Source organism: Novosphingobium album (ex Hu et al. 2023), assembly GCF_022832385.1.
In the GTDB taxonomy this organism is placed as follows: domain Bacteria; phylum Pseudomonadota; class Alphaproteobacteria; order Sphingomonadales; family Sphingomonadaceae; genus Novosphingobium; species Novosphingobium album.
Window position 1 is genome coordinate 62565 of sequence record NZ_JALHLE010000005.1, and the last position, 26950, is coordinate 89514.

Consider the following 26950-nt stretch of genomic DNA (forward strand, 5'->3'; position numbering starts at 1 on the left):
AACCATGCCCGCAGCCGCCGTCCGTATCAGCGATAGCAGACTTTCTTCACTGCCGCGATCACGCGCGGAACATCGATGATGGCCGCCTTTTCGAGGTTGGCCGCGTAAGGCAGCGGGACATCCTCATTGCAAACACGCACGACCGGCGCGTCGAGGTCGTCGAAGCCTTCCTCCATGCAGATCGCGATGATTTCCGAGGCAATCGAACAGACCGGGAAGCCTTCCTCGGCCACGACCATGCGGTTGGTCTTGGCAAGGCTTGCAAGCACGGACTCCTTGTCGAGCGGACGCAGCGTGCGCAGGTCGAGCACTTCGGCGTCGATGCCTTCAGCCGCGAGCGTTTCGGCGGCTTCCAGCGCGATGCCGACGCCGATCGAGTAGGACACGATGGTCACGTCCTTGCCCTCGCGCATGATCCGCGCCTTGCCGATCGGCAGCACGTGATCGTCGAGTTCGGGCAGTTCGAAAGTCCGGCCGTAGACCAGTTCGTTTTCGAGGAAGACGACCGGGTCCTCGCAGCGGATCGCCGCCTTGAGCAGGCCCTTTGCGTCCGACGCGTCATACGGTGCAATCACGATCAGGCCGGGCACGTTGGCGTACCAGGGGCCATAGTTCTGCGAGTGCTGCGCACCGACGCGCGACGCCGCGCCGTTAGGGCCGCGGAACACGACCGGACAGCGCATCTGGCCGCCGGACATGTAGTTGGTCTTGGCCGCCGAGTTGATGATGTGGTCAATCGCCTGCATGGCGAAGTTGAACGTCATGAACTCGACCACCGGGCGCAGGCCGCCCATGGCGGCGCCGGTGCCGATACCGGCAAAGCCATATTCGGTGATTGGCGTGTCGATCACGCGCTTGTCGCCGAATTCGTCGAGCAGGCCCTGCGTGACCTTGTAGGCGCCCTGATACTGGGCGACTTCCTCGCCCATCACGAAGACGCGTTCGTCACGGCGCATTTCCTCGGCCATGGCATCGCGCAGCGCTTCGCGCACAGTCGAGGTCTTCATATTGGTGCCGGCGGGAACCTCGGGGTCCTTGCGCGCAGGCGCCGGGGCCAGTGCTTCAGCCTTGGCAACGGGCTGCGGTGCTGCGGGCGCAGGCTCAGCCTTCGGCGCGGGAGCGGCGACGCTGCCGGCATCCTCGCCCTCACCTGCCATTACAGCGATGACCGTACCGACCTTCACGCCTTCGGTGCCTTCAGGCACAAGGATCTTGCCGACCGTGCCTTCATCGACGGCTTCGAATTCCATCGTGGCCTTGTCGGTTTCGATTTCAGCCAGGATATCACCGGAAGCGACTTCGTCGCCTTCCTTGACCAGCCACTTTGCGAGCTTGCCCTCTTCCATCGTCGGCGAGAGCGCGGGCATCTTGAGTTCGATCGCCATCAGTAGCGCTCCACCAGGACGTCAGTGTAGAGTTCGGACATTTCGGGCTCGGGCGAGCTTTCGGCGAAATCCGCCGCTTCGGTCACGGCTGCGCGCACGCGCTTGTCGATGTCCTTGAGGCTCGCCTCGGTCACGCCCAATTCGAGCAGCTCTGCCTTGGCGTGCTCGATCGGATCGCGTTTCTCGCGCACGTCCTGCACTTCCTCGCGGCTGCGGTACTTGGCAGGGTCCGACATCGAGTGGCCGCGATAGCGGTAGGTGCTCAGTTCCATGAGCACCGGCCCATTGCCGCCGCGGACATGCTCGAGAGCGATCTCGGCCGCCTTGCGCACTTCGAGAACGTCCATGCCATCGACCTGCATGCCGGGAATGCGGAACGCGGTGCCGCGGCGGTAGAAATGTGTCTCGGCCGATCCGCGCTTGACCGCAGTGCCCATGGCGTACTGGTTGTTCTCCACCACGAACACGATCGGCAGCTTCCACAGCGAGGCCATGTTGAAGGCTTCGTAGACCTGCCCCTGGTTGGACGCACCGTCACCGAAATAGGCGAGCGTCACGCCGCCATCCTCGTTATACTTGTGCGCAAAGGCGAGACCGGCACCGAGCGGCACCTGTGCCCCCACGATGCCATGGCCGCCATAGAAACGGTGATCGACGCTGAACATGTGCATCGAACCGCCCTTGCCCTTCGAGATACCCGAATGGCGGCCAGTCAATTCAGCCATGATCACTTTGGGGTCGATGCCATAGGCCAGCATGTGGCCGTGATCGCGATAGCCGGTGATGACGGAATCCAGCCCACCCGTGAGCGCGGACTGCAGGCCCACGGCCACGGCTTCCTGCCCGATATAAAGATGGCAGAAACCGCCAATCAACCCAAGGCCATAGAGCTGCCCCGCCTTCTCTTCGAAACGGCGGATCAACAGCATCTGCTCGTAGAAATGCAGCAATTCTTCCTTGCTCGCCTTGTAGCGGCGATCCGCTGCATGGGCTTGCTGAAGGCTGTGGAGGGCGAAATCTTCGCCGTCGGCTACGGCAGGTTCATTGCCGCTTTCAGCGGCGTTCTTGGCTTTGGGCAAAGCGGGCTCCCAATCGTTGGTGCGATCGATTCACCCGCGATATAGGCAAGACCGCCGGAAAGCGGAAGCAGTGTGACAGGAAATTGCTCGCGATGCGGAAAATATTATAGCGCGACGCAAGGCGTCAGTGCAGCAACATCACCATCTCGTCCGACCGTGCGACATTCAAATTGCTGCGCAGCAGTTCGCCCGCCAGATCGGGATCGGCATTCTTCGGATCAAGCAGTTTCACGCGGTTCTTCCAGTGATCGCGTTCCAGCTTCATGGAAGCCAGCTTGGCACGCTGCTGTTCCAGAAGGTGCTGGTTTTCACCCCAGGCGATCAATCCGCTCGGTCCGGCCACGGCATAGAGACCCATCAACAGAAGCATGGCCAGCGCCAGCCCCTGAACGAGCCTCTCTTTAACAATGCCGTGATCTTGCCGCATGGTCCTCATGGAATTGATAGAATCACAAGTGATTCCGCCTTGCAAGCCAAATTCCATAGCGGTTTGCACCACTTTGGCCCACGAACGCACCATTCGTTCCGCCGCATTCGCGAAACGATAGGTGTTGATAACTTTTTGCGACCCGTTGGGCGCCTCAAAGCTTTCCAGGCGGGACGTTCCCGATCGCCTTGTTGAGGGCCACAAAGCGGATGTTCATTTGTGCATCGAGATCGGCCCGTTCGCGCCGAGCCTGCAACTCGGCTCGTTTCGCGTCGATGACCGGCAGATAGTTAAGCGCGCCGGCCTTGTAGCGAGCTTTCACAAGGTCCAGCACATGTGCGGTGTTGGCCTCACGCGCGGACAACATGCGGTCCTGCGCCCGGTCGGCGGTGTAGCCGCTCAGGGCGTCGTCGATTTCCTGCCATGCCTTGAGCACGGTCTTCTGGTATCCTACTGCCGCTTCGCGTGCTTCGAGTTTGCGCAGCTTCACGACGGCGCGGCGGCGCCCACCGTCGAACACCGGCAGATCGAGACTGGGTCCGATGGACCATGTGCGGCTTCCCCAGTCGAACAGGTTCTGGCTGCGGTACGTTTCAAGATTCAAACTGCCGCCCAGACGAATGCTGGGGTAGAGATCCGCCGTTGCAACGCCGATCCCCGCCGTCGCGGCGTGCAGCTGCGCCACCGACGCCCTCACATCGGGTCGCCCGAGTGCAACCTGTGATGGCATGCCCAGCGACAGGTCCGGGAGGGCGTTTGCGGAAGGAGAAGCGCCACCGCGCAGTTCCTCGTTCAATTCCCCGGGATGCTTGCCCAGCAGCAGGGAAAGCCGGTTGATCTGCATCGCTTCGCCCGCCGTCAGCGCCGGCAGCGAGGCCCGCAGGGCGTTGAGCTGGGCACTCTCCTGCTCGAGGCTGCTGTGATCCTCAAGCCCCCCGTTCACGCGCGCGGCAACGATCGACACCCTTTCCTGCAGCAAGGCAATGTCGCCCTCCGCAATCGCGATCTGGCTCTGCGTTTCGCGCAGGCTGAAATAGGCCTGCGCCACTTCGCTGACGATGCTGAGACGGGCGAGATCGAGCAATGCCTCCTGTTGCGAGACCCGCGCACCGGCCTGTTCCACCTGCCGCCGGACCTTACCCCACAAGTCGAGTTCCCAGGCGGCATCGAAGCCCCCCTGATAGAGCGTGAAGGGTTCGGCAAGGAATTTGGCCAGCGCATCGCGATCCGATCCGATCGCGTCGAAGAGGCGCGTCGAAGCACCATATTCACTCAGCCGGTTGCGCACGACGTCCGCCCCGGCATTGACCTGCGGCAGCCCGGCAGCCTTCGTTCCCTGCGCCTGAACCCTTGCCTGTGCGTAGTGCAGCGCGGCCGTTTCGATGTCGGGGCTCGCGGCCAGCGCCTCGCGTTCGAGGTTGTCCAGTACCGGATCACCGAACAGCGTCCACCAGTCGGACGGGATCGTCTCCCCCTGCCCCACCGGCGCGATCAGCGCGGGATCACCGCTGCGCCAGCTCGACCAGTCGGCAGGAGCTGCCGCCTGCGGCGCCTTGAAGTCTGGTCCCACCGTGCATCCTGAAAGAGAGGTTGCAGCCGCGCCAAGGGCAAGGAGCGGAAGGATACGGGCGGATCTCATAGCAAGGTATCCATTTTCATCAGGCCAGACGATTGCGGAACAGCCAGGCCGCGAGCGGCATGGTGACGCTGGCAACCACAAGCATCGGCACGAAATCGAACGCGATGTCGAACAGTCCCGCGCCTTCCAGATAGACACGCCGCACCAGATCGACACCGAAGCGAAGCGGGTTGGCATATGTCAGGATCTGCAGCACTTCGGGCATGTTCCGGATCGGTGTAACGAGCCCGGAAAGCAGCGTCAGCGGCATGAGCAGCATGAACGTGTAGAGCATCGCCTGCTGCATGTTCAGGGCAAGCGCGGATATCGACATGCCAATGCCCACCGAAGCGCCCGTGAACCCGAACAGCCCCAGATAGAGCAGCCACAGAGATCCGTTCATGGGGACCTCGAACCACAAGCGCGCGATCAAGAGCACAAGAGTTGATTGCATCACCCCTACGAGTACCGCCGGTATCGCCTTGCCGGTGAGGATCTGGAGAGGCGTCAACGGCGTCACCAGCAACTGGTCGAACGTCCCCTGCTCTCTCTCCCGCGCGACCGACAGCGCGGCCAGCAGAAGCGTCTGCAACATGGATAGCGTCGCGATCATGGCAGGCAGGATCTGCCAGCGCGAATCGAGGTTTGGATTGAACCATGCCCGCCTGACGACCGTGATCGGAGGTGCACCGGCACGTTTCGCGTTAAAGGCAGTGGCGACTGCGTTCACATAGCCTGCTGCGGCACCGGCCGTGGTGGAATTGCGGCCGTCGAGGATGACCTGCACCGGGGCTTGCCCGCCTTTGGCCAGCCGTGTGGCGAAATCGGAAGGGATGCTCACGGCCATGAGAACCCGTCCGTCGTCGATAACCTCGGCGATTTGCAGGGAATTGGTCAGTGTCGCCTGACGCTTGAAGATGCCGGTACCATCAAGGCGCGTCAGAAATTCCGCCGAGGCGGCACTATGGCTTTGATCGAGCACGGCGTAGGGTACGTTTTTCAGGTCAAACGTCGCGGCATAGCCGAACAGTAGCGATTGGATCAGCGCGGGCCCGACCAGAATCACGCGGTTCGCCGGGTCCTTCACAAGTGCAAGAATCTCCTTCCGGCACAACACGAAGATCTGGGCAAGGCTGGCGATGAGACGGTCCATGGCTCTAGTCCAGTCTCTTGCGAACGGTGCGCCAGGTCAGAGCCAGCAGCAGCAAAGCGTAGCCGAGCATGATCACGCAACCTTTCGCCACCATGGCCCAGTCGGTTCCGGCCAGGAACAGGGTCTTGATCACGCCCATGAAATGGGTGGCCGGCACGATCTGGCTCGCGACCTTCACCGCAAAGGGCACGTTGCGCAGGTCGAACACGAACCCGGACAGCATCATGGCAGGCATAAAACTGGTCAGCAGTGCCATCTGGCTCGCGGCAAACTGATTGCGGGTCACCCCGGAAATGAACAATCCCATCAGCAACGATACGACCAGGTACGCTATCGATGTGATGAGGATGGCCAGCAATGATCCCCTGATCGGCACCTGAAACAGGATGCGGGCGGCTAAAATGCACATGGCCAGATCGAGCAGACCGATGAGCAGGTAGGGCGCAATCTTGGCCAGCACGAGTTCGAGGGGACGCACCGGCGTAACGAACAGGGCCTCCAGCGTGCCGCGTTCCCATTCGCGCGCGATCAGCATGGAGGTCAGGAACGCACCGACCAGCGTCATGATCAGCGCGACCAGCCCGGGCACGAGGTACCAGGTACTGATCCCGGCTTCGTTGAACCAGATCCGCTGCGCCAGCACGATGCTGCCTGTGCTCCCGGCGCCACTCTTTCCCCGGTCCATTCGCCGCAAGGCAACCGTGCCAATGGCGCCATTGATATACGCTTCAAGACTGGTCGCCGTGGTGGAATCTATACCGTTCAGGATCAACTGCACTTGCGCGTTGCCCCTGGCCTGCTGCTCGGCGAAGTCGATCGGTACACGCACGATGGCATCGGCCTTGCCTGCCCGCAGCAGGGCATCTGCCTCGGCCATGCTGGTAACTTCCACCGGCACCAGATAGCGTGATCCGGCGAGCCCTGAGACAGCTTCGCGCGCGGCTGCCGAATTGCTCTCCATCACTACTGCTATGGGTGCGTTCTTGACGTCGAACGAGAGACCGTATCCGAATAGCAGGATCAGCACGACGGGCAGGATCAGGCCCACCAGCAGATTGCTGCGGTCGCGCAGCATCTGGCGGGTCTCCTTGCGAACAAGGGCAATGAGCCGGGTCTTGAACGCGGCGTTGCTCACGCAGCCTCCTGCCCTTCTGCTTCTGCCGCCCGCGCCTTCTCCACAATAGCGATGAAAGCTTCGTTCATGTGGCCCGACACGATGCCGGAACGCTCCCGTACTCCGCGCGGCGTGCCCAGCGCCAGCAGGCGTCCGGCATCCTGAATCGCGATACGGTCGCAGTACTCGGCTTCCTCCATGAAATGGGTGGTCACCACCACCGTCACACCGGACTGCGACAAGGCCGTGATGGTGCGCCAGAAGGCCCGCCGGGCGAGCGGATCGATACCGCTTGTCGGTTCGTCGAGGAAAAGGATTTCAGGCTGGTGCAACAGCCCTGCCGCCATCGCGAGACGCTGTTTGTAGCCCAGCGGCAGATTGCCGGAATGAACATCCGGATCGAGGTCGAACTGGCGGATGATCTCGTTCACCCGGTCACGTCGCTCCTTGCCCCGCAGGCCATAGGCGCCGCCGAAAAAATCGAGGTTCTCGTAAACCGAAAGATTCGAATAGAGCGAGAACTTCTGCGCCACATAGCCGATGCGCGCCCGGGCGGCGGCCCGCGCGTTGCGCAAGTTGACGCCGGCAACCAAAAGCTCGCCACTGGTCGCCGGAAGCAAGCCGCAGAGCATGCGAAAAGTCGTCGTCTTGCCCGCGCCATTCGGCCCCAGCAATCCGAAGATCTCGCCGCGCTTGACTTCGAAACTGGTGTTGGCAACCGCTGTAAAGTCACCGAACCGCCTCACCAGATCACGCACCACGATCACCGGACCGTCGCCGTTACCGTTCGTCGCCACTGCGGGCGCTTGCGAAGCCAGCGGAGGCGGCGAAGACGCGTCACCATGCCCGTCGTCATGTTGATGCAACAGGAGCATGAAGGCGTCTTCGAGTTCCTCTTCGCGCGGCTGGCAGTCGCAATCATGCAGCAGTGCCTTCAACGCGGCTTCGTTACAGCCCGGCTGGCAGATGAAGCGAACCTGCCCGCCGCTGGGTACCGCATCGACTACGAGTTCGGGGGCATCGATCATCCGCGCCTGAAGGTCGCGGGCAGGCACACCATCGTCGGGCGAGACGACATGGGTCAGCCCCCTGGCCCCCGCTTTCAATTCGTCCGGGGTCCCGTCTGCAAGCAGCATTCCCCGGTTCATCACGAACACATGATCGCAGCGTTCAGCCTCATCCATGTAGGCTGTGCTGACGATCACGCTGAGCCCGTCTGACTCGATGAGTTGCTCGATGATCTCCCACAAGTCGCGCCGGGACAGCGGATCGACGCCGACGCTCGGCTCATCGAGCAGGAGCAGGTCGGGCACCCGCACCAGCGTGCAGGCAAGCCCCAGCTTCTGCTTCATGCCGCCCGAAAGCTTCCCGGCCGGACGGTCGGTGAAGTGCGCGAGATCGGTCATCGCCAGCAAACGCGAAAAGCGCTCTACCCGGACATCGGCAGGCACGCCATGCAGGTCGGCATAGAGGTCCAGGTTTTCCTGCACCGAGAGATCTTCGTACAAACCGAAACGCTGCGGCATGTAGCTGATGCGGTTCTGCACTTCCTGCGCATCCTCGGCGAGATCGATGCCAAGAACATGGAGCCGTCCGCCATCTGGCCGGAGCAGCCCGGCCATCATGCGCATCAGCGTCGTTTTCCCCGCTCCGTCAGGCCCCACGACCGCCGCCAGCGTACCGGGCGGAATCGACAGCGAGATACCGTCGATGGCCTGGAACGGCTTGCCATCGGGTCCGTCGAACGTCTTGCTCAACGCCTTGATGACAACGCTGGGCGGCGTGTCATTCACTCCCCGGTTCCGAGCTCGAGCTTGATCGTCACCGGCTGGCCAAGACGCAATGCCCCGTCCTTGTCGTCCACCCTTACGCGCACTTCGTAAACCAGAGCAGTGCGCAGTTCCTCGGTCTCGACCGATTTGGGCGTAAATTCGGCAACGGAGGAAATGTAGCCCACCTTGCCCGGCACCGGCTTGTCGGGGGCACTGTCTGTCGTGACCTGCGCCGCCATGCCCGGCTTGACCTTACCGAGATCCGTTTCGTTGACATAGACGCGAACCCATTTCGGGCTGGTCAGCGCCAGTTCGAACACCGGCCGCTGCGGCGAGGCCATGTCCCCCACCTCGGCAAGGCGCGAACGCACGACCGCATCTTCAGGCGCGTGCAGTTCCCCCTGATCGATCCGGTGCCGGTAAAGCGCGAAAGCCGCCTGCGAGGCCTTGAGCTGCGCCTTTGCGGCTTCGACATCTTCGGTGCGTGGCCCCTTGATCGTCAGTTGCAAGGCCTCGCTGGCCTGATCCGCCTGGGCCTTCGACGCCTTGGCCGCGCTGGCCGCGCGATCGATCTCCTGATCGCTTACGCCCTTGCCACCCGTGTTCGCCGCCACTTCACGCAAGCGGGCGAGATCCGCAGCGGCCCGCGTGGCGTCGGCCTGCGCGGCGGCGAGGCGTTCCCGGGCCTGAGCAATTTCCTCGGGACGCGAACCGTTCTGCATCCGCAGCAGGTTCTGCCGGTCTGCTCCCACTCTGGCTTCTGCCTGCGCGGCTTCCAGCGACAGCGTCTGCGTGTCCAGGACCGCCAGCAGATCGCCGGCCTTCACCCGGTCCCCCTCTTCGGCGTGGACGGCCTCGATGCGACCGCTGCCGTCGAAAGCCAGCGAGACCTGCCGGACATCGACATTGCCCTGCAACACCAGAGTATTGGCATTGGCATCGCCGCGAAATCCCCACCAGAGGAACAGCGCGGCCAGAACCACACCCGCGAGGATGAATGCGGGAATCAGTTTCTTCATCAAGGGTCGTCCCGGTAGCTCGATTGCAGATGGCGGTTACACGCGAGTCCCGCTTCAATCTAAATTGCATTTAAATTGTGAGTAAAGTAGTGTCCAGCCGGAATGGAGATGGATACCGACACACGCCCGCTCAACCGGGCCCGCGTAATGCGAACGCCCCGTCCTGACGGAGACGCCACGCGTGCGCGAATCATCGAGGCTGCCGGTCAGCTTTTCGGCGACAAAGGTTTCGCTGAGACGACAAGCAAGGCCATCGCCGCGAGCGCCGAAGTCGATATCGCCTCGATCAACTACCACTTCGTCAGCCGAGACGGGCTCTATGACGTGGTTTTGGCCGAGGCCCACCGCCGGCTCATAAGTGTCGCCGAACTCGACGCAATCGTGAATGCACCCGAGCCACCGCATGCAAGATTGCGCAAGCTTCTAGAGCTCATCGTCTCGCGCGCCATGGGGGGGCGGAGTTGGAACGCTCATGTTCTGGCACGTGAACTGCTTTCCCCGACATCGCATCTGGACGTCCTGTTTGCGGAGGAAATGCCGCCCAAATTTCAGCTCGTATCCCGGCTCCTGTCCGAGATTACAGGCGTTCCCGCCGGTGACCCCTGTCTGCTGCGCTGTGCCATCAGCGTTGGTGCCCCCAGTGCCGTTCTCTTCGTGGTGGGCCGCATCACCACGCCGCTTTCAGGGCCCATCATCCAATGTCCGCAGGACGTGGTGGTCGACCATCTCTACACCTTCGCGATCGGCGGGCTTGAGGCCATCGCGCGCGAACACGCAAAGTGATCCTGCAAACGCTTGGGCTTTGCGCGTCCGCCTGCTAGGCGCGCGCCCATGCTGACGATCCGAGACATCACCGTGCGCCTTGGAGGCCGCACCATCCTCGATGGCGCGAGCGCGACGCTTCCCCAGGGCGGCAAGACCGGCCTCATCGGGCGCAACGGCGCTGGCAAGTCGACGCTGGTCAAGACGATCATCGGCGAACTGGAACCCGATGGCGGCTCCATCGAAATGCCCAAGCGGGCACGTCTGGGCTATATCGCACAGGAAGCCCCGAGCGGCACGCGCACGCCGTTCGAGGCGGTGCTGGAAGCCGACACCGAACGCACCGCCCTGCTCGCCGAATCCGAAACCTGCACTGATCCCCACCGCCTCGGCGACGTGCATGACCGGCTGATCGCCATTGATGCCTACGCCGCGCCGGCACGCGCTGCGCGCATTCTGGTCGGCCTGGGTTTCGATGAGGCCATGCAGGCCCGCCCGCTCGACAGCTTCTCGGGCGGATGGAAGATGCGCGTGGCGCTGGCAGCCCTGCTGTTCTCGCAGCCCGACGTGCTGCTCCTCGACGAGCCTTCGAACCACCTCGACCTCGAAGCGACGCTGTGGCTCGAAACATTCCTGCAGAGCTATCCGGGCACTCTGCTGATCATCAGCCACGAGCGCGATCTGCTCAACACCGTGGCCGACCACATCCTGCACCTGCAGGGCGGCAGGCTGACGCTTTATCCCGGCAGCTACGACAGCTTCGAGCGCCTGCGTGCGGAACGAGCGGCGCAGGCCGCCGCCGCGCGAGCCAATCAGGAAGCCCAGCGCAAGAAGCTGGCCGACTATGTGGCCCGTAACTCGGCCCGCGCCTCCACTGCCAAGCAGGCGCAGTCGCGTGCCAAGATGCTGGCGAAGATGCAGCCAATCGCGGCGATGAGCGAAGATCCCTCGATGAGCTTCGACTTTCCCAGCCCGGACGAACTGCGCCCGCCGCTGATCACCATGGACCTCGCCGCCGTTGGCTACACGCCGGGCGAGCCGGTGCTGCGGCGGCTCAACCTGCGGATCGATCCGGAAGACCGGATTGCGCTGCTGGGCCGCAACGGCAACGGCAAGACCACCCTCGCGCGCCTGATCGCACGCCAGATGGAGCCGATGGAAGGGCAGCTCAGTTACTCGCCCAAGATCAGGATCGGCTATTTCACGCAGTATCAGGTGGAAGAACTGCCATCGGGCTCGACCCCGCTGGAACTGATGACCCGGGCCATGGCGGACAAGCCGCCGCTGGCCGTACGCGGCCAGCTTGGCCGTTTCGGCTTTTCAGGCGACAGGGCCACCGCCGAGACCCGGACGCTGTCCGGCGGCGAGCGTGCAAGGCTGGCGCTCGCTCTGGTCACGCGCGATGCACCGCACCTGCTGATCCTCGACGAGCCGACCAACCACCTCGATGTCGATGCGCGCGAGGCGCTGGTGCAGGCGCTCAACGCCTTCGAAGGCGCGGTGGTCCTCGTCAGCCACGACCGGCACATGGTCGAGCTGGCGGCAGACCGGCTGGTGCTGGTCGATCAGGGCACCGCGACCAACTACGACGGATCGATGGAGGACTACATCGATTTCGTGCTCGGCCGGAACCAGCCCAAATCCGCCGACAAACCGGGCAAGACCGATGACAAGCCAGCCCGCAAGGGCGGCACACTCGCCCGCGAAGAACTGAAGGCGCTTCGCCGCAAGGTCACCGAGGCGGAAACGCGGATGAGCCGGTTGCAGCAGCAGCTCGCGGCACTCGATGCCGCGCTGCTCGATCCTGCCAGCGCGAAAGGCGATCTCAGGAACCTCGGCATCGGCGAAATCGGCAAGCGCCATACGGCCGTAGCGACGGAGCTGGAAGAAGCCGAAATGGCCTGGCTCGAAGCCAATGAGGCGCTCGAAGAAGTCATGGGCGGCTGATCGCACGGCAAATCTTTCGCGGCTTGACTGCGGATCTGGCATTGTCGCGGCGTCGTCATCATTCGAACCTAGATGCGAGCCATGCCCCTGCCCCACGCCGACAAACGCCTTCTGGCCTCCATTCACGACGTCGGTCCCGGTTCCGAACGGCAGGTCGATCAACTTGCCGGCATCCTTGAAGCACGTCTCGGCGGCCCGCGTTTCGCCATGCTGGTGGTGCCGGACCATTGGGGCCAGCACCCCTTGCGCGAGAACACCGCGTTTCAGACAAGGCTTCGTGCCTGGTCGGATTCCGGCATCGAGATGTTCGTCCATGGCTGGTTCCACAAGGATACCGCCACCCACAGCGGCACGGCCCAGTTCAAGGCGAAGCACATGACCGCCGGCGAAGGCGAATTTCTCGGCCTTGACGAGACCACCGCGTTACAACGGATGCGCGATGGCAAGGCCCTGATCGAGGACGTGATCGGCCGTGAAACTGCAGGCTTCATCGCGCCCGCCTGGCTCTATGGCGACGGCGCGCACGCAGCCCTGAAGGCGCTGGGATTTCCGATGGCCGAAGATCACTGGAAAGTCTGGAATCCGGTTACCGGCGCTGTTCTGGCCAAAGGACCGGTCATCACCTGGGCAAGTCGTTCCGGGGCGCGGACTGCATCCTCACTCGCCTTTGCCGCCCTCGCCCGGCAGGCGCTGCCGTTCTCCCGGACGGTTCGCATCGCCGTGCATCCCGGTGACGTCACCAAATCCTCGCTGCTTGCCAGCATTGGCACGACGCTCGATCGCTTCGCGGCCACTCATCAACCATCGAAATACGCTGACCTTCAATAGCTTGCGTCGATGATGGCATTTTTCTGGCGACACCACGTCAGCCGGATGACAACGATTGCCGCCGTCACAAACACGACATGCACCGTCCATACACGCGCCCCGAATTCAGAAAACTTTCCGTCTGTTAACTGCGGACGGGAATTGGTGGCGGCGTCTGAACAATCATGCAACGACCTCTCAGGATCACAATACCGATCCACAGCCTTGATCCGGGCGGCGTCGAACGCGTCGCGCTCGGTCTTGCAACCGAGTGGGATCGCGCCGGACACCAGGTCACGGTAGTGCTGGGGCGACCAGGCAGCCCGAACCTGTGCAGCGCGCCGGCGCTTGATTACTGGCGCATTCCCACCCGTTTGCCGACGGCCTCCTGGGAAACGCCGTGGATGGTGCATTGCCTTTTCAGTTATCTGCTGAGCCACAAGAGCGATGTCCTGTTCTGCCCGGGAAACACCTACGCCATCGTGGCGGCGGCCATGAAAGTGCTGCTGGGCGAACATGCTCCACCGATGGTCCTCAAGGTCAGCAACGCGCTTGAGCGGCCGGACATGCCCGCTGTCATGCGGCATGGCTACGCTGGCTGGCTGCGCGTCCAGGGGGCGCTGTTCGATCGCCTTGTCAGCCTTTCCGAACCGATGCAGCGGGAGATCTGCAGCACCACGCTTGCTGACCCCCGGCAAGTACCGGTGATTGCCAACCCGGTCGTGACCCGAAAGCGCCTGAAGAACCTTGGCCAGATAGAGAGGGAACCCACCTCGGCCTGGAGCACCAGTTATCTCACGGCCGGACGGCTAGTGCCGCAGAAGAATTTTTCGATGCTCCTGCGTGCTTTTGCCCGTGCCTCCCGCCCGCACGATACGCTGACGATCGCCGGTGAAGGTCCGGAGCGCGCCGCACTCGAACAACTCGCTGCCAAACTCGGCGTCGCCGATCGCGTCCGCTTTCCCGGTCATCTCGCCACTATCGACCCGCTTCTGGCGGAATCCGACACGTTCGTGCTCAGTTCGGACTACGAAGGGCTTCCCGGCGTCATCGTCGAGGCGCTTGCCGCGGGATTGCCGATCCTCGCGACCGATTGCTGCGTGAGTATGGCCTGCCTGCTTGATCAGGGCCGAACCGGCCTGCTCGTGCCACGCGGCGATGAGGAGCAGTTTGCCGACGGCCTCATCCGAATCCGCCAGTTCCAGACCGACCGCAACCGGGCCCGGGCCATCGCCGCGACCTACGAAACCGAAAACGCTGCACACCGCTACCTCGACATGATGTCGGAACTCAGCAGCAGCCACCGCCGCAAGACCAACCATCAGCGCGCACTGGACGTGATGTCCCCGAGTGCAAGCCGCCACCCTTAGCGCTGAACCACAGATCCTTCCGGAGAATTTCGTGTCCGAACCCTCTGCCGCCCTGGCCTCCGAGATGCCGGTCCTCAATGGCGCACCCGCCATCGAGCTGAAGCCTCAGGACCGCGACGACCATCGCGGACGCAACGCCGTCTTCTCGATCCTGCTGTCGCTGGCGGTGATCGTTGCCGTCATCCATGAAATGGGCGGCGTCAACATCCCGCGTCTGGCAGGCATGGTCCCGGCCAGCCCCGCTTTCTGGATCACTTTTACCGCCTACTATATGATCTCGCCTGCGAGCGAATGGTTCATTTTCCGCAAGCTGTGGCAGATCCCTCCGGCCGGCTTCCTCGCACTGCTGCGCAAGAAGGTCTACAACGATCTCCTGCTCGGGTATCTCGGCGAAGCCTACTTCTACACCTGGGCCCGACGCCGTGTTTCGCTCGAAGCCGCCCCGTTCGGAGCGGTGAAGGACGTCGCGATCCTCTCGGCGATCACAGGCAACGCCGTGACCATGGGCCTGCTGTTCGTGGCGTTCCCGATGCTGGGCGCGACACAGCTCGGCCTTGACAGCCGCACCCTGACCCTTTCGCTCGGCGTCATCCTCGCGATCTCGCTGTTCGCCATGGTGTTCCGCCGCCGCGTGTTCTCGCTGGCACGGGGCGAACTGATCATGATCACGCAGGTTCATCTGGCCCGCATCATCCTGTCCGCGGTTCTGCTGGCCATTCTCTGGCATCTGGTGCTGCCGCAGGTCCCGCTGTCGTGGTGGCTCTATCTCTCGACCCTGCGCCTGCTGGTCTCGCGGTTGCCGCTGATGCCGAACAAGGACCTCCTGTTCGCCGGTATCGCTGTGCTCGTGCTGGGCCATGAACATGACATCGGCGTGCTGATGACGCTGATGGCCGGGCTCATCCTCGCCACGCACCTCGTTCTGGGCGGCGCCATCGCCGTCAACGATCTGGCCAATCCGGAGAAACGGGGATGACCACGGCTCTCCTTGCCCTGCCCTTGCTGGCGGCCGCAACGATCCCTTCAACCCCTGATCTCGGCAAGGCCGAGGGGCAGTGCAAGCCCGGCGAAAAGGGGCCTGCGTTTCTGGTTACAGTCGATGGACTCAGGGACCGTCAGGGCAACCTCAAGCTGGAAGTCTATCCCGACAGCGAAGACGACTTCCTGCAGGACGACAACATCCTCATCAGCGAGGGCAAGACCTTCCGGCGCGTGGAAGTGCCGGTGCCGTCCTCGGGCACACCGGAGCTTTGCATTCGCCTGCCGGGGCCCGGCACTTATGCAGTCAGCCTGCTGCATGACAGGAACGAGGATCGCAAGTTCAACTGGACGATCGACGGCATCGGCTTCGCAGGCAACCCGCGGTTGGGCTGGGGCAAACCGAAAGCCCGCAAGGCCACCGCCACCGCGGGACCGGGCCTGACCCGAATAACCATCGTCCTCAATTACCTCCGCGGCCTGGGCGTGGCGCCGCTGGACCGGAGGAAGTGATCCGATGAAGATCGTCGATGTATGCGCCTTCTATTCCCCGCAGGGCGGCGGTGTCCGCACTTACGTTGAACAGAAGCTCAAGACCGGCCCGAAACTCGGCCACGAAATCGTGATCGTCGCGCCGGGCGATGAAGACGCCGTGATCGAGCGTGGCCCCGGCGCCCGCATCGTCTTCATTCGCAGCCCCCGCTTCCCGCTCGACCGCAAATACTGGTATTTCAACGAGCCCGATCGCCTCCACGCCGTGCTGGACGCCGAGGCGCCTGACTTTGTGGAAGCAACTTCCCCCTGGCGTAGTGCAAGCCTCGTCGCCGACTGGAAAGGAAACGCACCGCGCAGCCTGGTCATGCACGCGGATCCGCTTTCGGCCTATGCCTACCGGTGGTTCGGGCAGATCTTCTCGCGCGAGACGATTGACCGGCAGTTCTCGATGTTCTGGGAACACCTTCGCCGCAACAGCCGCATGTTCGACCATGTCGTCTGCGCCAACGGAGACTTGTCCCGGCGGCTGCGCGAAGGCGGCGTCGCCAACACGATCACGATCCCGATGGGCGTCGAATCAGGGTGTTTCTCACCCGGCCACCGCGATCCTGCACTGCGCGCGCACCTTCTCGCTGCCTGCGAAATGCCGGAAAATGCGACACTCTTGCTCGCAGTAGGCCGGCTCGCACCGGAAAAGCGCTGGCCGATGGTGGTCGAAGCCGTAAATGCGGCCAGCAGGGGGTTGCCGATCGGCCTTGTCATGCTCGGGGAAGGACGCGAACAACGCACCATCCTGCGTACCATCGCCGGCAATCCGCACATCCGTCTCCTCGCGCCGGAACGCAGCCGCGAAGTCTTCGCGCGCATTCTCGCCAGTGCCGATGCGCTTGTCCACGGCTGCGAAGCCGAAACGTTCTGCATGGTAGCAGCCGAAGCCCGCGCCAGCGGCGTGCCGGTCATCGTCCCTGATGCCGGAGGCGCTCTCGATCATGCGCAGGACGGTGCCGGACAGGCATATACGGCCTGCGATCCGGTATCGATGGCGCAGGCCATACGCGAAGTCGCTGTCAGCCGCCCGAGGCCCTACGCGCGGGCACGGTCGATGCATGAGCATTTCGAGGATCTGTTCGCCGCTTACGCTGCGACATCGCGCATCGAGCGCCGCGCGGCCTGAACAGCCGTTCTTGCCCTGTCAGCCCCATCCCTGCCACAGCGACCGGGGCGTCTGGGCGCAATCCCGCGACTGTTCCGGAAGCTGATCGAAACCCGGCTTGAAGCCGAGCAGGACATACATCTCGCGCTCCAGATACGGGGCGGCATCACCTGCGCTCATATCGACGCGCGCGCACTCGCCAAGGCCCGGCAACGTCGTCCGGAACAGACCCTTGCGCATGACAATAACACCCCCGGATTGTTCCGCTGAACCCTGAGGCCCGGCTAGTGGTCCCGACGATGGCGATCAAGCCGTGCGGCAGCGTGTCACAAACCCGTCAGACAGGCAACCGCAACCGGAAGGTGCAGAACGCGCGCCGTCTTTGTCCTAAGGCTGACGGGTCGCAACGCCCGAAATTCCGGCTCTAATCGTGGCAGCCAAACAGGCCGCACAGCGGTTGCCGCACGGAAGCATGCATGTCCGAATCAAACCCGTTCCCCCTGCCCGTCCAAGTCGAAGGCATCACTGCGAACTGGATCACGACCGCCCTGCGAACCCGGACCCCCGGAGTCACGATTCGCGCATGCGAGGTTGTGGACACCGTGTTTTCGACCTGCAGCAAGATTCGCCTGCGACTGGATCGGGACGAGGCCGCGGTCGCGGCAGGCATCCCCGAACTGGTCATCGTAAAGGGGGGCTTCGAGGAACACGGGCGGCGCTATCACCAGATGCATGAGCGTGAGGTCCGCGGCTATCGTGACGTGTATCCGCATGTGCCGCTGCCGCACCCTGCCTGCTTTTTCGCCGAGTACGACGAGCAGGAAAAGCAGGGCATCATCATCATGGAGGACCTCGTCGCCAAGGGCGTGGAATTCTGCCATGCCACAAGGCCGCAAACGCACGAACAGGTTGCCCGACGGCTGGGATACCTCGCCCGTTTTCACGCCGCGACCTGGGCGAGCCCGGAACTGGAGCCCGGCGGACGCTGGGCGGACCTGCCGGGCTTCTTCCCGGTCATGCAGCATTTCTTCGACGAGAAGAGTTCGCCAGAAAACTGGGCCCGGTTCATGGCTGCCCCGCGCGGAGTTGCCACCTCCCGCTATTTTCAGAACCGGGACTGGCTGGTCGATTCATGGGAAAGAATGATGGCCTATGCAGCAGGCCTTCCGCATTGCGTGCTGCACGGCGACATTCACCTCGGCAACCTCTACATCGAACAAGACGGCACGCCGGGTTTCCTCGATACGCTGGCGAGCCGCGGCCCCGGCATGCTGGAAGTCGCCTATCACATTTCCGGATCGCTGGACGTCGCTGACCGACCGAAGTGGGAAGGTGCCCTGGTCCGGCATTACCTCGATGAACTGGAACGGGCCGGAGCACCTGCCCCGGACTTTGACGAAGCCATGAAACAATACGCGGTGTTCCTGCTCTACGGCTACTTCATCTGGATCACGACCGAGTCACACTATCAGGCAGAAGCGGTCAACACTGTGAACGCCATGCGTTCGACCATGGCGATGCTCGATCATGATACGGCAGGACGGATCGGCCAGATTTCCGTGCAAGTTCAACTGTAGACATATGTCACCATCTGAACTGACACATGTCCATTCAGCGCGCTCTTCCGCAACCCACCGGAATGACAAGAACGATGTCATTGTCTGTTCCAGCATTGCGGGGCAGCCGCGATTGAGGCCGCCCCAGCCACGTCTAAAGTCGCGGCGCTAACCGGCACAAATAGCCGGAAGGGAGAAAACGGACCGGACCGTCGGGCGTAAGGACGCTGCACGGATATCAGCCCCGCAGAAGGGCTTCGGTCCCCAAAGGGGAGAGAGGGGAACAATGAACAGGAAGATTCCACTGCTCGCGGCCACTGCGCTGGTCTTTGTCGAGCCCTGGACGGTCGCGCAGGCACAGAGTGCCGGAGACGTGGGCGCCCCGGAGATCATCGTTACCGCGCGCAAGCGGCAGGAATCGATCCTCAAGGTGCCGGTCGTCGAAACCGTTCTCGATTCGTCGGTCCTTCAGCAGTCACAGATCACGGACATGCAAGCCGTCACCACCAAGGTTCCCGGCCTGTTCGTGGGCACATCGGTACTGGCCATCGGTTCGCAGATCTCGCTGCGCGGCGTCGGCACCAGCGCGCTCGATGCCGGTATCGACCAGTCCGTCTCGCTCAACATCGATGGCCAGCAGTTCAGCCAGGGCCTGACGTTCAAGAGCGGCCTGTTCGATCTGGCCCAGGCCGAAGTCCTCAAGGGACCACAGGCACTGTTCTTCGGCAAGAACAGCCCCGGCGGCGTGATTGCGCTGACGACCGCCGATCCGGGCAACGAAGTCGAAGTGATCGCCCGCGCCAGCTATGAGTTCGAAGCGCGCGAACCGCGCACCGAACTGATCCTCTCCGGTCCTCTGTCCGACACCCTTGGCGCGCGTCTCGCCGGAACATGGTCGGACCGAAAGGGCTACTTCAAGAATACGGCGGTCGCACTTCCCGGTCTGGGCGGCACGACCCTTGGCGGCCGCAACGGCAGCAACGAGAACTGGATCGTCCGCGGCACCCTCCTCTGGCAACCCAGCACCGATTTCAAGGCGCGGCTGAAGGTCAACGTCACTCGCGACAACAGCGACAGTCCGTCGGCACTGCAAGGCGTGTCCTGCCCTTACGGAACCGGCCCCGGCGCGCTGGGAATCCAGTTCCTCGGCGGCACGCACCCATGCCGGGAAGACAGAGAGGTCGAATACGTCGGCATGGATGCCAACTTCTTCGGCGGCGTGTTCCCGGACGGTTCACCGGCCTTGCGTAACGGCGGGGTTCCCTTCACCGATATCAAGCAGCATTTCGGCGTACTGGAGATGGACTACAACGTCACACCCGATATCGCCCTCACCTCGACCACAACCTACTATCACAACACTACCGACACGATGGCTAACGGCGTCTATTCAGGGGCTGCGGGTCCGACGCTGTTTGCCGACAATCACTTCAAGCGGCGCGATACGACGCAGGAACTGCGCCTTGAATCGGACTTCAAGGACTCGCCGCTCAACTTCCTCGTCGGCGGTTATTACCAGGATGCGCGGATGAAGAACCGCATCTACGTCGGCGGCAATACGGCTCTCGGCCTGCCGGCGACACTGACGGCCGGCACACATGACGTGGACATCAAATCCGCATCGCTTTTCGGACAACTCCGCTGGAAGCCGGTGGAAACGCTGGAGATCGCGGGCGGCGTACGCTGGACCGACGAAACCCGCAAGGATGCCGCAACCACGCTGACCAGCGCGGCAACCAACACCTACACGCCGGTCGATCTGATCACCCCCAAGATCAATTCGAAAAACTGGTCGCCCGAACTGACGGTCACATATACGCCTACAGATAATTTCACCGTGTTTGGTGCCCTCAAGCAGGGTTACAAGTCCGGTTCCTACTCCATCACGACACCGGCCAGTTCCACCAAGGACAACTCGTTTGGGGACGAGAAGGTTCAGGGCGGAGAGATCGGCTTCAAGGCACGGACGGCGGACCGCAGCCTGAACGTCAACACCGCGTTCTACTACTACAAGTTCAAGGGGTTGCAGGTTGGCGTGTCGCAGCCGGCCGACACGAACGGCATTCCTGAATTGCGCACGCTCAATGCCGGTTCATCGCGCACCTATGGTATCGACTTCGACGCAACCTACCGCCCGCCTGAAGTGCCCGGACTGGGGCTCAACCTCTCGGTCAACTGGAACAGGGCCAAGTTCCTGAGCCTGCATGGGGTACCATGCTACGGTGGCCAGACTATTGCGCTGGGATGCACGGAATCCGAAATTCCCGGCTCCAATCCGCAAACTTTCACAGCATCCGATGCCAGCGGCGAGCCGTTGGAGAAGGCCCCCGTGTGGCAGGTCATCGGCGGCTTCGACTACGACACCTCGATTTCGGACAGCATGAATCTGGTGTTCGGCGGTTCGGCGCAGGCCTCGACGAAGTACAAGGCCGTGATCGGAGAACGCGAAGACTACTATCAGCGCGGCTACGCCAAGCTGAATGCCTACATCACTTTGAAGGGCGTAGACGACCGGTGGGAGCTTTCGCTGATCGGCAACAATCTCAACGATGTTCTGCGCGCCGGCTATTGCGCCAATACCGACCTGCAGAACACCACCGTGTTCACGCGCTTTGCGCAGGTTACCGGCCAGGCCACCAACCCGACCGGCAAGACCGACGACGTTGGCTGCGTGGTCGAGCCGGGCCGAAGTGTCTTTATCAAACTTACGCTGCGCCCGCTGGGCATGTTCCAGTAAAAACATAAAGCAGCGCCATTCGGGGAGTTGGCGGGCCGGGCAACCGGCCCGCCCTTTTGTTTCCCCCGCGCGTGGCGGCTTGGAACGAAGCTTGGTGGCGTTCCATGCAACGGCGGTGACCGCCTCACAATGCAGAGGCAAAGATGCCCCATGCTTGAAACCGATGCCCATGTCCCAGCCGATGCCTTGGAAGAAGTGCCCTCGACCGTGCCGGACCTTCTGGCTGCAGCAGTCAGGGACCGGGGAGAGGCCGATGCCATTGCCACCGTCGCAGAGACAATCACCTACAGGGAACTCGATCAGAGGAGTGCACGGCTTGCCCGCGCATTGCTGACCGCAGGCGCTGGCAAAGGGACGCGCATCGCCCTGCTCGCCCCCGATGGCATATTCTGGATCACGGCGTTCCTGGCCAGCCTGCGGATAGGAGCCCTGCTGACCTGTCTGAGCACGCTCGCCAGCCCCAAGGAACTCGGTCATATGCTGCGCAACAGCGACGTGCAGTTTCTGCTCGCGGCGCGCAGGTTCCTCAGCCACGATTATGGCGAGAAGCTGGCGGTGGCTTTTCCCGAATTGGATGCAGCAACGGCCGGGCAGCTTCAGATCACCGCTGCACCGTATCTTCGCCGCATCTGGATGGACGATCCCTCGGGCCTGCCATGGAGCGAGCCTGTCGAAGGGCTGTTGGCACTGGCGGATGGCCACGACGCGCCCTCACCATCGCTGCTGACCGCTGCCGAAGCGCAAGTCCGTCCGGCCGACGAGGCGGTCATCGTCTACACCTCCGGAAGCACCTCGCTGCCCAAGGCGGTGGTGCATTCGCAGTGGAACGTCACGCGCCACCCGCCCGAACTGGCGAAGCTGTTTCTGGTGAAAGCCGGTGACCGCATGCTGCCGATGCTGCCGGCATTCTGGCTGGGCGGAATGGCCATGGCGATGCAGGTCCTGAGTCAGGGTGCGACGCTTGTCTATCCGGCCTCACCCGATCTCGACACGGTGCTCGAAACGATCCAGCGGTGTGGTGTCACGCGGCTCAACGGCTGGGGTGACGGCCTCGTGCGCCTGCGCGCTCTTGCCACAGAACGCGGCATCGATGCGGACGCCATCGTCGGCCTCGGGCCCTTCCGCGATGAAGCCGGAGAACTGATTCCGCCACACCTCCAGTCGAACATGCTGGGAATGAGCGAGACCTTCGCCCCACACAGCGCCGAACCGATCAACGCCCGCTTGCCTGCCGATAAACCGGGTGCATCGGGACGTGCGGTAAATGCCTACGAACGCCGCGTTGTCGATCCCGAAACAGGATTGGAAGTGACTACGGGAGACGTGGGCGAACTTCAACTGCGCGGCGGCGCCCTTATGAACGGCTTCTACGGGAAACGGCGCTGTGAAGTGTTCACACCCGATGGCTATTATCCGACCGGCGACCTCGTGCGGATCGACTCCGATGGCTACCTGACCTTCGTCGCGCGCCGCAACGACATGATCAAGACCCGCGCGGCCAATGTGTCCCGTCTCGAAGTCGAAGCGGCCCTGCGCGAATTGCCCGGCGTCGCCAACTGCGTCGTCACTGGATTGCCCGACGCCGAGTTTGGCCAGATCGTTGCGGCGGCAGTGGTGCCCGCAGAAGGGACGGAACCCGATGCTGATTTGCTGCGCGAAATGCTGCGCGGCACCGTATCCAGCTACAAAGTCCCGCGCCGCATTTTATTCGTGAGCGAGAACGACATTCCGCGCACCACAACCGGCAAGCTCAAGCTGGATCAACTCGCCGGTCTCTTCCCATAGAGTCAGTCCTGTTCGGCGTAGTCCCGCAAGGCGTTGAAGCTTTCGAGATCTGGCTCCAGCTTGATGTCGAAGCTCTTCGTCAGCATACCCATGGTGTGATAGCAGCCGGCGAGGAACACGATCTCCATCATCTGTTCCTGCGAATAACGGCGGGCCAGACGCGCCCATGTGGTATCGCCGATCCTCTGCTCGCTGTAGAGTTCCGCGCACGCTGCCAGCACATCGTGATCATCCTCTGTCAGGACCTCACCCTCGCCACTGATGAACGCACGGATCTCGTCGTCTGACAGGCCGCACTTTCGCGAAATGACGACGTGATGGGTCTTCTCGTAGACGTCGCCGCACAGCTCCAGTACCCGCAGGCAGACGATCTGGCGGTCTCTCGCGGGCAAGACGGTATCGGCGATCAGTTCCTTCAGCCAGGGCACGAACGTGCCGTACATGCGCGGGCTGTTGATCAGCACGCGGCTGAATTCGAGGTAAGTCCATTCGCCCACGAGGGTTTTCTGCTCTTCGCTGAATGCCGCTGGATCGAGCGCGGGTATTCTGGTCATTGGGCTTCTCCCTGATCTGTTATTGCGTGGTCCAGCCACCGTCGACGGCAATGGCCTGACCGTTGAGGAACCGTCCGCCATCGCTGCACAGGAACAGCGCCGTAGCAGCAATTTCCGAAGGCTCGCCCAGGCGCCCCATCGGGCTTGCATCAAGCAGGCTCTGCAGCAGGTCCTGCGGCAGATTCGCGTTCATTTGGGTGTTGATCGTACCCGGACAGATCGCGTTCACCGTGATCCCTTCGCGCGCATATTCCAGCGCGGCGGTCTTGGTCAGGCCCACGACACCGTGCTTCGCGGCGACATAGGCCGCGAATGTCGCCGCACCAACCAGCCCGGCCACCGATGCACAATTCACGATGGCGCCGCCGCCGGTCCGCAACATCGCCGGGATCTGATGGCGCATGCAATGGAAAGTACCGGTGAGATCGACAGCCAGCACACGGTTCCAGTTCTCAAGCGTGCAATCAGCTGTACGATTGCCGTGCTCGCCGTCGATACCCGCCGCATTGAAGGCTGCATCGAGGCGCCCGAATGCGGACAAGGTTGCCGCTACCGCCGCAGCAACCGAGGCGTCATCAGTTACATCGCATGCTACAAACCGGCATGTTCCGACAGCCTCGAGATCTCCTTGAGCCTTCGCACCAGCTACAGGATCGCGATCGACCAGCACAGTCGCATACCCGGCCTTCACGAAAGCCTCCGCCGTTGCCCGACCGATCCCCGATGCTGCACCTGTCACAAAGGCGACCCTGCGCCCTTCGGCTTCACTCATGGTGATATTCTCTCCCCAAACGGTTGTGTCTTAGTCGGCGATGATCGGAAATGTCGCGTCGGGGAACTTGCCATAAGGCGTCATCCCATGCGCATCGGGCACGAAGGCCTCGGGCGGCGCGCCGTTCCAGCGGGCGTCGGCCGGCTGCGGCAGGACCAGATAGGCCCAGCGTGGAACATCGAGATTGTTCTGCCCCGCTCCGTGCACCGTCAAGTGACTGTGCGCGGTAACGTCGCCCAGTTCATAGGTGACCTGCTCGGTCATCGGCAGGTCCTCCAGTTCGGGATAGACCTCGCGGATGTCCTTGCCGTCATAGCTTGTGTAGTTGCCCAGTACGCCCAGCTTGTGCGAACCTTCGATGAAGGACATCGTACCGGCCTCGGGTCCGTAGCCTGCTAGCGGAATCCAGAAGGTCATGCCGCCGGAACGATCCACTGCGAAAGTGATGAAGTCCTGATGGAAGCTGGTGGCGCCATTGCCCTGGTTGCGGGTCTTCTTTGCTGCGGGCAGCTTGGGTGCGAAGAAGTCGTTGAATAGCCGCACAGGCACGTTGGCCTTGCGCGCCATCAGTGCCTTTGCTGCGGCACCGATACCGTGCAGCATGGGACGCACCGCAGGGTCGGCGTAACCGCTGGCTGCCTGCGCATTGAAATAGGGCTGGTCGATCCCGTAGGGCGGATTGCTGTCGCCGTCCTCGCCCATGATGCCCTGTGCCTTGCGCAACAGCGTTGCGATCATTTCGGGCTCGATAAAGCGCTTGAGGAGGACCCAGCCCTTCTCCTGATAATGCGCCACTTCCTCCGGCGTGATCGTGCGGCAGGGCGAAACGGTGACAATGTCCATGGATGCTCCCTCGAATGGCTCAGGCCGCAGCCTGCTCGCGGTCCTAGGCCGCCAGAATCCGCGTCACGACATGGTGCTGGTGGCGCAGCGCCAGTTCGTGATCGTGATAGTGAAACTCCCGGATCTGGCCGGAATCGAGCGCCCGCTGGATGCGTTCGAGCGTCGAGAAATCCTCCATCACCACGTCGCGGAATTCGACCATGGTGTTCTCCTGCCCGAAGCGCTCAGCTGCGGTCCCGGCGGGTTTCACGAACACCCGCTGGCGGTAGAGGCTGCGGTTGGGCCCCAGCGGCCAGACCTGATGTGCGGTGTACATGCCCGCCGAGAGCGTAAAGCTCAGCGTCGGGAAAAACATGATGAGGTCGACCGTCCAGAACGGCGAACGGGTGGCATTGATCCCCGGCGGATAGCCGCGTGCGCCGCCAGCCACGTTCTGCGCGGCAGATGCATGGAAATAGGCCAGCTTCTGCACCGGCTTGGGCTCGGCCTGTACCGAGTAGTGCGAATTGGTGCGGTGGTTGCCGCGAATGCGAACGTCGAGCAGACGGCCCATCGGATTGCCCGATGCCATCATGGTTGGCGCTGCAGAGTTCGGATGCAGCACCGGGATGTGATGGACTTCGGCCGGGCTGTCGTTCACCAGCTTCCAGTTGCAGGCGATCTCGCATTCCCACTGGTAGGACTGGGTGCATTGGCTCCAGGGATAATCCGCCGTGTCGGCGCCCTGCTCGCCCAGCCATTCCTCCAGTGTCTGTGATGGCTCTTCCTCGGGACAGACGAAAATGAAGCCCTGCCACACGCCGCAAGCGATGCGCCTGAGGCCCATCTTCGCCTTGTCGCATCCAAAGAATCCTTCCTCATCGCGGATGCGCTTGAGGTCGCCTTCAAGGTCGAATGACCAGCCATGGAAACGGCAGGTAAACAGGCCTGCGCTATGCCCCTCACTGCGGTGCTCGGCGACGTTGCCGCGATGGGTGCAGACGTTGTGGAAAGCGTTGACCTTCCCGTCCCGCGCCCGGCAGACGAGGATCTCGTAGCCGAACGTCGGGAGGTCCGTGGTGAAGAAATCCCCGGCGCGCGCAATCTGCTCGACCCGGCCGATCATGTACCAGGAGCGGCGCAGGATTGCGTCCATCTCCTTCGCGTAGATGGCAGGCTCGTGATAGATCGCGGTATCGACTGGCCCGGTCCCGATTTCAGGGTAGTGCGCAGTGATGCCGATGTCCGGAACCGGAGGCGTGGCCATCTCGTTCATGCAGGCTCTCCCGCAAAGGCCTGCGCAGCGCTGTCGGAGATCTGGCGCAGGTAGCGCACGCGCTCGACCGGAAACCCATCATAGACGCGGGGATCGCCATACCATTCGACAGCGGGCGCGACTTCGGCCAGCATCAGCATGAGCCGCAGCAGGTTCTCTTCCGGCCCCGCCAATGCGCCGAGTTGATGATGCCGCAGATGCGCCAGCACCGCTTCCCCGCGCGGCAGCATCGCGTCATAGAATTCGCGCAGCGCGGCAATGGGGCTGGCTTGCCGCGTCGCCATGCGTGTGACAGCATCGGGCTGCACCCAATCCGGGACGAAGCGCTCCAGATCCGCGAAGCCCTCGGGCAGCAAAGGCGCCGCCATG

General features: G+C 62.8%; 24 protein-coding genes. 10 read left to right on the plus strand and 14 right to left on the minus strand.

Translation table 11 applies throughout. From position 1 onward, the window contains the following. Positions 1 to 26: 26 nt before the first annotated feature. From MTR64_RS04255 to MTR64_RS04290, 8 genes are all read right to left on the minus strand, one after another. The gene (locus tag MTR64_RS04255; RefSeq protein ID WP_243991162.1) at positions 27 to 1385 is read right to left on the minus strand and encodes a pyruvate dehydrogenase complex E1 component subunit beta; all 1359 of its coding nucleotides are present in this window, start codon (positions 1383 to 1385) and stop codon (positions 27 to 29) included. Next, entirely contained in the window at positions 1385 to 2464 is a 1080-nt protein-coding gene (gene pdhA / locus MTR64_RS04260) for a pyruvate dehydrogenase (acetyl-transferring) E1 component subunit alpha (protein ID WP_243991163.1), read from the minus strand. Before pdhA ends, MTR64_RS04255 begins: the two co-directional genes overlap by 1 nt. Positions 2465 to 2588: 124 nt before the next feature. Further along, complete coding sequence (locus tag MTR64_RS04265; protein ID WP_327194245.1) at positions 2589 to 2984, minus strand: septum formation initiator; 396 nt, start codon at positions 2982 to 2984, stop codon at positions 2589 to 2591. Between the two features lie 61 nt (positions 2985 to 3045). After that, on the minus strand, positions 3046 to 4530 hold the full coding sequence (locus MTR64_RS04270; RefSeq protein ID WP_268740720.1) for an efflux transporter outer membrane subunit: 1485 nt from the start codon (positions 4528 to 4530) through the stop codon (positions 3046 to 3048). Between the two features lie 19 nt (positions 4531 to 4549). Beyond that, positions 4550 to 5662 carry an ABC transporter permease gene (locus MTR64_RS04275; RefSeq protein ID WP_243991165.1) on the minus strand — a complete coding sequence of 371 codons (1113 nt, stop codon included), beginning with the start codon at positions 5660 to 5662 and terminating at the stop codon, positions 4550 to 4552. 4 nt (positions 5663 to 5666) lie between these two features. Then, complete coding sequence (locus MTR64_RS04280; protein ID WP_243991166.1) at positions 5667 to 6797, minus strand: ABC transporter permease; 1131 nt, start codon at positions 6795 to 6797, stop codon at positions 5667 to 5669. Continuing rightward, positions 6794 to 8569: an ATP-binding cassette domain-containing protein gene (locus MTR64_RS04285; protein ID WP_243991167.1), complete on the minus strand. Its 1776-nt coding sequence runs from the start codon at positions 8567 to 8569 to the stop codon at positions 6794 to 6796. The genes MTR64_RS04280 and MTR64_RS04285 overlap by 4 nt, the downstream gene beginning before the upstream one ends. Beyond that, positions 8566 to 9567: an efflux RND transporter periplasmic adaptor subunit gene (locus MTR64_RS04290; protein ID WP_243991168.1), complete on the minus strand. Its 1002-nt coding sequence runs from the start codon at positions 9565 to 9567 to the stop codon at positions 8566 to 8568. Before MTR64_RS04290 ends, MTR64_RS04285 begins: the two co-directional genes overlap by 4 nt. Positions 9568 to 9669: 102 nt before the next feature. Between MTR64_RS04290 and MTR64_RS04295 the strand changes: the two genes are divergently transcribed. From MTR64_RS04295 to MTR64_RS04325, 7 genes are all read left to right on the plus strand, one after another. Further along, the gene (locus tag MTR64_RS04295; protein WP_243991169.1) at positions 9670 to 10350 is read left to right on the plus strand and encodes a TetR/AcrR family transcriptional regulator; all 681 of its coding nucleotides are present in this window, start codon (positions 9670 to 9672) and stop codon (positions 10348 to 10350) included. Between the two features lie 48 nt (positions 10351 to 10398). Beyond that, positions 10399 to 12276 carry an ABC-F family ATP-binding cassette domain-containing protein gene (locus MTR64_RS04300; RefSeq protein ID WP_243991170.1) on the plus strand — a complete coding sequence of 626 codons (1878 nt, stop codon included), beginning with the start codon at positions 10399 to 10401 and terminating at the stop codon, positions 12274 to 12276. A 72-nt stretch (positions 12277 to 12348) separates the two neighbouring features. Next, the gene (locus tag MTR64_RS04305; RefSeq protein WP_243991171.1) at positions 12349 to 13104 is read left to right on the plus strand and encodes a DUF2334 domain-containing protein; all 756 of its coding nucleotides are present in this window, start codon (positions 12349 to 12351) and stop codon (positions 13102 to 13104) included. A gap of 164 nt (positions 13105 to 13268) precedes the next feature. After that, positions 13269 to 14453, plus strand: a complete 1185-nt coding sequence (locus tag MTR64_RS04310; RefSeq protein WP_243991172.1) for a glycosyltransferase — start codon at positions 13269 to 13271, stop codon at positions 14451 to 14453. A 31-nt stretch (positions 14454 to 14484) separates the two neighbouring features. Further along, positions 14485 to 15429, plus strand: coding sequence for a hypothetical protein (locus MTR64_RS04315; protein ID WP_243991173.1), 945 nt, complete (start codon positions 14485 to 14487; stop codon positions 15427 to 15429). After that, positions 15426 to 15944: a DUF2141 domain-containing protein gene (locus tag MTR64_RS04320; RefSeq protein WP_243991174.1), complete on the plus strand. Its 519-nt coding sequence runs from the start codon at positions 15426 to 15428 to the stop codon at positions 15942 to 15944. The genes MTR64_RS04315 and MTR64_RS04320 overlap by 4 nt, the downstream gene beginning before the upstream one ends. Positions 15945 to 15948: 4 nt before the next feature. Next, positions 15949 to 17100, plus strand: a complete 1152-nt coding sequence (locus MTR64_RS04325; RefSeq protein ID WP_243991175.1) for a glycosyltransferase — start codon at positions 15949 to 15951, stop codon at positions 17098 to 17100. Positions 17101 to 17118: 18 nt separating this feature from the next. Here the strand turns inward: MTR64_RS04325 and MTR64_RS04330 are convergent, their stop codons facing one another. Continuing rightward, positions 17119 to 17319, minus strand: coding sequence for a hypothetical protein (locus MTR64_RS04330; protein ID WP_243991176.1), 201 nt, complete (start codon positions 17317 to 17319; stop codon positions 17119 to 17121). A 236-nt stretch (positions 17320 to 17555) separates the two neighbouring features. Between MTR64_RS04330 and MTR64_RS04335 the strand changes: the two genes are divergently transcribed. The 3 genes from MTR64_RS04335 (at position 17556) to MTR64_RS04345 (ending at position 23157) form a co-directional block, all read left to right on the plus strand. Further along, positions 17556 to 18656, plus strand: a complete 1101-nt coding sequence (locus tag MTR64_RS04335; protein WP_243991177.1) for an ecdysteroid 22-kinase family protein — start codon at positions 17556 to 17558, stop codon at positions 18654 to 18656. A 265-nt stretch (positions 18657 to 18921) separates the two neighbouring features. Beyond that, a complete protein-coding gene (locus tag MTR64_RS04340; protein WP_243991178.1) occupies positions 18922 to 21372 on the plus strand; it encodes a TonB-dependent receptor in 2451 nt (816 codons plus the stop codon). A gap of 150 nt (positions 21373 to 21522) precedes the next feature. Continuing rightward, positions 21523 to 23157, plus strand: a complete 1635-nt coding sequence (locus MTR64_RS04345) for a class I adenylate-forming enzyme family protein (protein ID WP_243991179.1) — start codon at positions 21523 to 21525, stop codon at positions 23155 to 23157. A gap of 2 nt (positions 23158 to 23159) precedes the next feature. Here MTR64_RS04345 and MTR64_RS04350 read toward each other — a convergent pair whose 3' ends face one another. From MTR64_RS04350 to MTR64_RS04370, 5 genes are read right to left on the minus strand one after another with little or no spacing between them, the layout of a single operon-like run. Continuing rightward, positions 23160 to 23711, minus strand: a complete 552-nt coding sequence (locus MTR64_RS04350; protein ID WP_243991180.1) for a carboxymuconolactone decarboxylase family protein — start codon at positions 23709 to 23711, stop codon at positions 23160 to 23162. 19 nt (positions 23712 to 23730) lie between these two features. Then, entirely contained in the window at positions 23731 to 24483 is a 753-nt protein-coding gene (locus tag MTR64_RS04355) for an SDR family oxidoreductase (RefSeq protein WP_243991181.1), read from the minus strand. A 30-nt stretch (positions 24484 to 24513) separates the two neighbouring features. Further along, a complete protein-coding gene (locus tag MTR64_RS04360) occupies positions 24514 to 25326 on the minus strand; it encodes a phytanoyl-CoA dioxygenase family protein (RefSeq protein ID WP_243991182.1) in 813 nt (270 codons plus the stop codon). Between the two features lie 43 nt (positions 25327 to 25369). Continuing rightward, complete coding sequence (locus MTR64_RS04365) at positions 25370 to 26581, minus strand: aromatic ring-hydroxylating oxygenase subunit alpha (protein ID WP_243991183.1); 1212 nt, start codon at positions 26579 to 26581, stop codon at positions 25370 to 25372. Next, the gene (locus MTR64_RS04370; protein WP_243991184.1) at positions 26578 to 26949 is read right to left on the minus strand and encodes a hypothetical protein; all 372 of its coding nucleotides are present in this window, start codon (positions 26947 to 26949) and stop codon (positions 26578 to 26580) included. The genes MTR64_RS04365 and MTR64_RS04370 overlap by 4 nt, the downstream gene beginning before the upstream one ends. Position 26950 lies beyond the last annotated feature (1 nt).